Below are 7,858 nucleotides of genomic sequence, written 5' to 3'. Positions count from 1 at the left end.
CCCTGGGCCATCGGCTCCCCCGAGGGCGGCCACGACGCCGTCCACCCGGACCTGGGCACCCTGGAGGACTTCACCTGGTTCGTGGAGCAGGCCCGCGAGCTGGGCATGGAGGTGGCACTCGACTTCGCCCTGCAGTGCTCCCCCGACCACCCCTGGGTGCAGAAACACCCCGAGTGGTTCCACCACCGCCCCGACGGCACCATCGCCTACGCCGAGAACCCGCCCAAGAAGTACCAGGACATCTACCCCATCGCCTTCGACACCGACATGGACGGCCTCATCGCCGAGACCGTGCGCGTCCTGCGGCACTGGATGGACACCGGGGTGCGGATCTTCCGCGTCGACAACCCGCACACCAAGCCGGTCGTGTTCTGGGAGCGGGTGATCGCGGAGATCAACCGCACCGACCCGGATGTGATCTTCCTGGCCGAGGCGTTCACCCGCCCGGCGATGATGGCCACCCTGGCCCAGATCGGCTTCCAGCAGTCCTACACCTACTTCACCTGGCGCAACACCAAGCAGGAACTGACCGACTACCTCACGGAACTCTCCGGCGAGGCCGCGTCCTACATGCGGCCGAACTTCTTCGCCAACACCCCCGACATCCTGCACGCCTACCTCCAGCAGGGCGGCCGTCCCGCCTTCGAGGTGAGGGCCGTCCTCGCCGCGACCCTCTCCCCGACCTGGGGCATCTACTCCGGCTACGAACTGTGCGAGAACACCCCGCTCAGGCAGGGCAGCGAGGAGTACCTGAACTCGGAGAAGTACCAGCTCACCCGGCGCGACTGGGAGGCCGCCGAACGCGAGGGACGCACCATCACCCGGCTGCTGACCAGGCTCAACACCATCCGGCGGGAACACCCCGCACTGCACCGGCTCAGGAATCTCCGCTTCCACCACACCGACAACGACTCCCTCATCGCGTACAGCAAGCGCGCGGGAGACGACGTGGTCCTGGTGGTCGCCAACCTCGACCCCCACCACGCCCAGGAGGCGACGGTCTCGCTGGACATGCCGCAACTCGGCCTGGACTGGCACGAGTCGGTGCCCGTACGGGACGAGCTCACCGGCGAGACCTACCACTGGAGCAGGAACAACTACGTGCGTCTCGAGCCGGGGCGGGCTCCCGCGCACGTCTTCCACGTCCTGTCACCGCCCGCCGCGCGAGCGATCGGAGGGGCAGGAACGTCATGACCGTGAACGAGCCCGTGCTGGACACCTTCGAGGACACACCCGTCAGAGACCGGGACCCGGAGTGGTTCAAGCGCGCCGTGTTCTACGAGGTGCTCGTCCGCTCGTTCCAGGACAGCAACGGCGACGGTGTCGGTGACCTGAAGGGCCTGACCGCCAAGCTGGACTACCTCCAGTGGCTCGGCGTCGACTGCCTGTGGCTGCCGCCGTTCTTCAAGTCACCCCTGCGCGACGGCGGCTACGACGTGTCCGACTACACGGCCGTCCTGCCGGAGTTCGGCGACCTCGCCGACTTCGTGGAGTTCGTCGACGCCGCCCACCAGCGCGGCATGCGCGTGATCATCGACTTCGTCATGAACCACACCAGCGACGAGCACGCGTGGTTCCAGGAGTCGCGCAAGGACCCCGACGGGCCCTACGGCGACTACTACGTCTGGGCCGACGACGACAAGGGCTATCCGGACGCCCGGATCATCTTCGTCGACACGGAGACGTCGAACTGGACGTACGACCCGGTGCGCGGCCAGTACTTCTTCCACCGCTTCTTCTCGCACCAGCCGGACCTCAACTACGAGAACCCGCGTGTCCAGGAGGAGATCCTGGCCGCGCTGAAGTTCTGGCTGGACCTGGGCATCGACGGCTTCCGGCTGGACGCGGTGCCGTACCTGTACGCGGCCGAGGGCACCAACTGCGAGAACCTGCCCCCCACCCACACGTTCCTCAAGCGCGTCCGCAAGGAGATCGACGCGCAGTACCCGGACACGGTGCTGTTGGCCGAGGCCAACCAGTGGCCCGAGGACGTCGTCGACTACTTCGGCGACTACCCGAGCGGCGGCGACGAGTGCCACATGGCCTTCCACTTCCCGGTCATGCCGCGCATCTTCATGGCCGTGCGCCGCGAGTCCCGCTACCCGGTCTCGGAAATCCTGGCCAAGACCCCGGCCATCCCCTCGGGCTGCCAGTGGGGCATGTTCCTGCGCAACCACGACGAGCTGACGCTCGAGATGGTCACCGACGAAGAGCGCGACTACATGTGGGCCGAGTACGCCAAGGACCCCCGCATGCGCGCCAACATCGGCATCCGCAGGCGTCTTGCTCCCCTGCTCGACAACGACCGGCACACCATCGAGCTGTTCACCGCTCTGCTGCTGGCCCTCCCCGGCTCGCCGATCCTCTACTACGGCGACGAGATCGGCATGGGCGACAACATCTGGCTCGGCGACCGGGACGCCGTCCGGACCCCCATGCAGTGGACCCCGGACCGCAACGCCGGGTTCTCCACCTGCGACCCGGGCCGCCTCTACCTGCCGGCGATCATGGACCCGGTCTACGGCCACCAGGTGACCAATGTCGAGGCCTCCATGTCCTCGCCGTCGTCGCTGCTGCACTGGACCCACCGCATGATCGAGATCCGCAAGCAGAACCCCGCCTTCGGACTCGGCACGTACACCGAACTGCCCTCCTCCAACCCCGCGGTGCTGGCCTTCCTCAGGGAGGCCCCCGCTTCTGGGGAAGAAGGGGACGACCTGGTGCTGTGCGTGAACAACTTCGCGCGGTTCGCGCAGCCCACCGAACTCGATCTGCGCGAGTTCGCCGGACGTCACCCGGTGGAGCTGTTCGGCGGGGTGCGCTTCCCGGCCATCGGCGAGCTGCCGTATCTGCTGACGCTCGGGGGTCACGGCTTCTACTGGTTCCGGCTCACCCGAGTCGCATCCCGCATCGGACGGCGACTGTGAGCACGCGCCGGGACAAGGAGGCGTGACCATGCCGAAGACCGCATCCCTGCGCCCGAGCCTCACCCGCCTGGCCGAGCCCATGGAGTCGCTCGGCGCCCTGCTGCGCGACTGGCTTCCCCGCCAGCGCTGGTTCGCCGGCAAGGACCGGCCCGTCACGGAGCTCGGCCTGCTGTCGATGACCGAGCTGTTCCCGGGCTGTCTGCACCTGCTGGTGCACGCCGGGCACGCCGGGCACACGGGTGTGCCGTCACCGGGCGGTGCTCCCCCGGCCGGCGACTGCTACCAACTCCTGCTGGGCGTACGGGAACACCCGTCACCGCGCCTCGGCCGGGCCCTCATCGGGCAGGTGCAGGACGGGCCGCTGGCCGGTCTGACGGTCTACGACGCCCTCCACGACCCCCGTTCGGCCCAGTTGCTCCTGGACCGGCTGCGGCAGCCCGGCACCGCCGGCCCGCTGCGCTTCGACTGCGACCCGGACCAGCGGGTGCCCGGCGGGCTGGTGCCGCGGCTGCTCGACGCCGAGCAGTCCAACTCCTCGCTGGTGTACGGCGACGAGTACATCCTGAAGATCTTCCGGCGCATCCAGCCGGGCGTGAACCCGGACCTGGAGGTGCCGGGCGCGCTGGCCCGCCAGGGCTGCCACCGCGTGCCGGCGCCCGTGGCCTGGTTCCAGATGAACCATCCCTTCAAGGCGACGCTCGGTGTGCTCCAGCCGTATCTGCGGGACGCCTCCGACGGCTGGACGCTGGCGCTGCACGCCCTGGCCGCCGGGGACGACTTCACGGTCCAGGCGCGGGCGCTCGGCGCGGCCACGGCGGATGTGCACCTCGCGCTGGCCTCGGCCTTCCCGGTCGGCACGCCCGGGGAGAACGGGCGTACGGCGTCGGCGATGACCGAGCGGCTGGACGCCGCCGCGCACTGCGTGCCCGCACTCCAGCCGTTCGTGCCGGGCCTGCGGACCGCGTTCGCCGCCCTCAGCACCTGCGATGCCGGGCCGCCCGCCCAGCGCATCCACGGCGACCTGCACCTCGGCCAGGTGCTGCGGGCGGGGCGGGAGTGGTTCGTCATCGACTTCGAGGGCGAGCCGTCCCGGCCGCTCTCCGAACGGCGCAGCGCCCACTCCCCCGTGCGGGACGTCGCCGGGATGCTGCGTTCCTTCGACTACGCCGCCCGGCAGCGCCGCCCCTGGCGCCCGGAGTGGGCGCGGCGCTGCCGCGAGGCCTACTGCGCGGGCTATGCCGCCCGGGCCGGCTGGGATCCGCGCAAGAAACACGGACTGCTCCGGGCCTATGAGACGGACCGGGCCGTGTACGAGGTGCTGTACGAGGCACGGCACCGCCCCGACTGGCTGCCTGTACCGATGGCGGCGATCGAGCGCCTCGCTGTGAGAGGAGACTGAGCCGTGGCCCTGCGAGACACCTCAATCCCGGAGCCGTCAGGCCCGGTCCCGAGCGCGACCGCGCCCGCCCTGAGCCCGGAGGACCGCGGGCGCCTGCTGGCGGGCGCCCACCACGATCCGCACGCGCTGCTCGGCGCCCACCCGGCCCCCGGCGGGATCGCGTTCCGGGCGCTGCGCCCCTTCGCCCGCTCCGTGAGCGTCGTGACCGGCGGGAAGCGCACCGCTCTCGTCTCGGAGGGCGACGGCCTCTTCTCGGGCGTGCTGCCGCTGGACGCGATCCCCGAGTACACGCTGCACGTGGCGTACGACGGCGGTGAGCAGGAGACACACGACCCGTACCGCTTCCTGCCCGCGCTCGGCGAACTCGACCTGCACCTGATCCGCGAGGGCAGGCATGAGCAGTTGTGGCAGGCGCTCGGCGCCGAGCCCATGACTCACGAGGGCGTGACCGGCACCCGGTTCACGGTGTGGGCGCCGAACGCGCAGGGGGTACGGGTCGCCGCCGACTTCACCCACTGGGACGGGACGCAGTTCCCGATGCGGTCGCTGGGCGCGTCCGGGGTGTGGGAGCTGTTCCTGCCGGGCGTCGGGGAGGGCACCGCGTACAAGTTCGAGATCCACTCCCGGTACGGGCACCGCTTCCTCAAGGCGGACCCGATGGCCCGCCGTGCCGAGGAGCCGCCCAATACGGCGTCGATCGTGACGGCCTCGCACTATGAGTGGGCCGACGCCGAGTGGATGGCGCACCGCGCCGACAGGCCGGTGCACGAGGCGCCGATGTCGGTGTACGAGGTGCATCTGCCGTCCTGGCGCCCGGGGCTGACCTACCGGCAGCTCGCCGAGGAACTGCCCGCGTACGTCAAGGACCTCGGCTTCACGCACGTCGAGTTGATGCCGGTCGCCGAGCACCCCTTCCACGGCTCGTGGGGCTACCAGGTCACGGGTTTCTACGCGCCGACGGCCCGGCTGGGCTCTCCGGACGACTTCCGGTTCTTCGTCGACGCCTGCCACCGGGCCGGCCTCGGCGTGATCATGGACTGGGTGCCGGCGCACTTCCCGAAGGACGACTGGGCGCTGGCCCGGTTCGACGGGGAGCCTCTGTACGAACCGGGGGACGACCGGCGCGCGGAGCACCCGGACTGGGGCACGTACGAGTTCGACTTCGGCCGCACCGAGGTGCGCAACTTCCTCGTGGCGAACGCGGTGTACTGGTGCGAGGAGTTCCACATCGACGGGCTGCGGGTGGACGCGGTCGCCTCGATGCTCTACCTCGACTACTCGCGCGAGGACGGCCAGTGGGAGCCCAACGCCTACGGTGGCCGGGAGGACCTGGCGGCCATGGCGTTCCTGCAGGAGATGAACGCGACCGTGTACCGGCGTGCTCCCGGCGTGGTCACCATCGCCGAGGAGTCCACCGCCTGGGGCGGCGTGACCCGGCCCACCGACACCGGCGGGCTCGGTTTCGGGCTGAAGTGGAACATGGGCTGGATGCACGACTCGCTGGAGTACCTGAGCCACGAGCCGGTGCACCGCAAGTACCACCACCACGAGATGACCTTCTCGATGGTGTACGCGTACAGCGAGAACTACGTCCTGCCGATCTCCCACGACGAGGTCGTGCACGGCAAGCAGGCGCTGGTGTCGAAGGCTCCGGGCGACTGGTGGCAGCGGCGCGCCACCACCCGCGCCTACCTCGGCTTCATGTGGGGCCACCCCGGCAAGCAACTGCTGTTCATGGGGCAGGAGTTCGCCCAGGGGGCCGAGTGGTCGGTGGAGCACGGGCCGGAGTGGTGGCTGCTCGACGACGGCTACCACTCGGCCGGGGACCACCGGGGCGTGCGCGATCTGGTCCGCGACCTGAACACGGCGTACCGGGCGACGCCGGCGCTGTGGCAGTGCGACACCCGTCCCGAGGGTTTCCGGTGGGTGGCGGTGGACTCGGCCGACGACAACGTCTTCGCGTTCCTCCGCTACGACGCCGAGGGCAGTCCGCTGCTGGCGGTGTCGAACTTCTCCCCCGTCGTCCGGCACGACTACGGCCTTTGGGTCCCGGACGACGTGGTCGCCTGGCAGGAGATCCTCAACACCGACGACACGCGCTACGGCGGCGGTGGTGTCACCAACCCGAATCCGGCCAAACCGGAGGGCGGCCTGGTCCGGATCACGCTGCCGCCGCTGGCCACCGTGTGGCTGAGGCCGTTCGCTCCGTGAAGTCCCGCGGACGCAACAGGTGTCCGACCCGCCCGTGAGGGGCACTGGGGGTCGTACCACCGGGCGGATCCGGTGGTACGACGCGGCAGGGTCGCAGAAGGGCGGGCATCGGGTGCGCACCGTCGGAGTGGAGGAGGAACTCCTCCTGGTCGATCCGGAGACCGGCGAGCCGCGGGCGCTGTCCGCGGCGGTGCTGGCCCACGCGGCGCGGGACGGCGCGGATCAGGACGTCTTCGAGAAGGAACTCCACGAGCAGATGCTGGAGTTCGCCACCCATCCGCAGTCGTCCATGGAGAGCCTGCACGCGGAGATCGTCCGCTGCCGCGAGGAGGCCGCCCGGCACGCCGGGGAGATCGGCTGCACCGTCGCGGCGCTCGCCACCTCCCCGTTGCCCGTCAGCCCCGCCATAAGCGTCAACCAGCGCTACCAGTGGATGGCGGAGCGGTACGGCATCGCCACCCGGGAGCAGCTCGTCATGGGCTGCCATGTGCACGTGTCGGTCGAGTCCGACGAGGAGGGCGTGGCGGTCATCGACCGGGTGCGGCCGTGGCTGCAGGTGCTGCTGGCGCTCAGCGCGAACTCGCCGTTCTGGCAGGGTCACGACTCGGGGTACAGCAGCTATCGCAGCCGGGTGTGGCAGCGCTGGCCGTCGGCCGGTCCGACCGGGATCTTCGGCTCGGCCGAGCGGTACCACCGGCTGGTCTCGGAGATGGTGGCCACCGGGGTCATCCTCGACGACGGGATGATCTACTTCGACGCGCGGCTGTCCCGGCAGTATCCGACGGTGGAGGTGCGGGTCTCGGACGTCTGTCTGCGCTCCGGCACGGCCGCGCTGGTCGCCACCCTGGTCCGCGGGCTCGTCGAGACCGCCGCTCGGGAGTGGCGGGCGGGCCGGGAGCCCCTCGACCACAGCGTCAGCCTGCTGCGGCTGGCCTACTGGCAGGCCGCCCGGTCGGGGCTGACGGGCGAGCTGCTGCACCCCGCGACCATGCGGCGCATGCCCGCCGAGGCAGTGGTGCGTGCCCTGCTGGACCATGTCGGTGCGGCCCTCTCGGACACCGGTGACTTCGACCGTGCCCGGACCGCCTGCGCGGAACTGCTGCGGGAGGGCAACGGCGCACGGGTCCAGCGCGAGCTGATGGAGCGTACGGGCAGCCTGCGGGACGTCGTCACCGAGTGCGTGCGCCACACCCAGGGCTGAGCCGTCCCGCCCGTCCTTTCGGTCACGCCGAGATCATCAGCGGTGTCACTTCCGTATTTCCCGACCCCGAAGGGTCCCGACTCGACTACATTCGAGCACCGCCGATGACGGTACCCGTCG

The 7,858-nt window shown here is 70.4% G+C and carries 4 protein-coding genes and 1 pseudogene; all 5 read left to right on the top strand.

All coding sequences use genetic code 11. The annotated features are described in order from the left end of the window. Positions 1-1,194 (top strand): annotated as a pseudogene (locus tag ACFZBT_RS33475) (alpha-1,4-glucan--maltose-1-phosphate maltosyltransferase); the annotation flags it as partial. Further along, positions 1,191-2,927 (top strand): maltose alpha-D-glucosyltransferase, encoded by a 1,737-nt coding sequence (gene treS / locus ACFZBT_RS33470; RefSeq protein ID WP_391111716.1) that lies wholly within the window; start codon positions 1,191-1,193, stop codon positions 2,925-2,927. The pseudogene ACFZBT_RS33475 and the gene treS, both read left to right, overlap by 4 nt. 28 nt (positions 2,928-2,955) lie before the next feature. Further along, positions 2,956-4,326 carry a maltokinase gene (locus ACFZBT_RS33465; RefSeq protein ID WP_391111713.1) on the top strand — a complete coding sequence of 457 codons (1,371 nt, stop codon included), beginning with the start codon at positions 2,956-2,958 and terminating at the stop codon, positions 4,324-4,326. Positions 4,327-4,329: 3 nt separating this feature from the next. Then, positions 4,330-6,537, top strand: a complete 2,208-nt coding sequence (glgB, locus tag ACFZBT_RS33460) for a 1,4-alpha-glucan branching enzyme (RefSeq protein ID WP_391111710.1) — start codon at positions 4,330-4,332, stop codon at positions 6,535-6,537. Between the two features lie 112 nt (positions 6,538-6,649). Further along, positions 6,650-7,738, top strand: a complete 1,089-nt coding sequence (locus ACFZBT_RS33455; RefSeq protein ID WP_391111707.1) for a glutamate--cysteine ligase — start codon at positions 6,650-6,652, stop codon at positions 7,736-7,738. Positions 7,739-7,858 lie beyond the last annotated feature (120 nt).

The sequence above is a fragment of the Streptomyces sp. NPDC008137 genome, from assembly GCF_042957035.1.
Classification (GTDB): Bacteria; Actinomycetota; Actinomycetes; order Streptomycetales; family Streptomycetaceae; genus Streptomyces.
The sequence above is the reverse complement of the archived record's forward strand: the minus strand, read 5'-3'. Positions and strand labels throughout refer to the sequence as shown.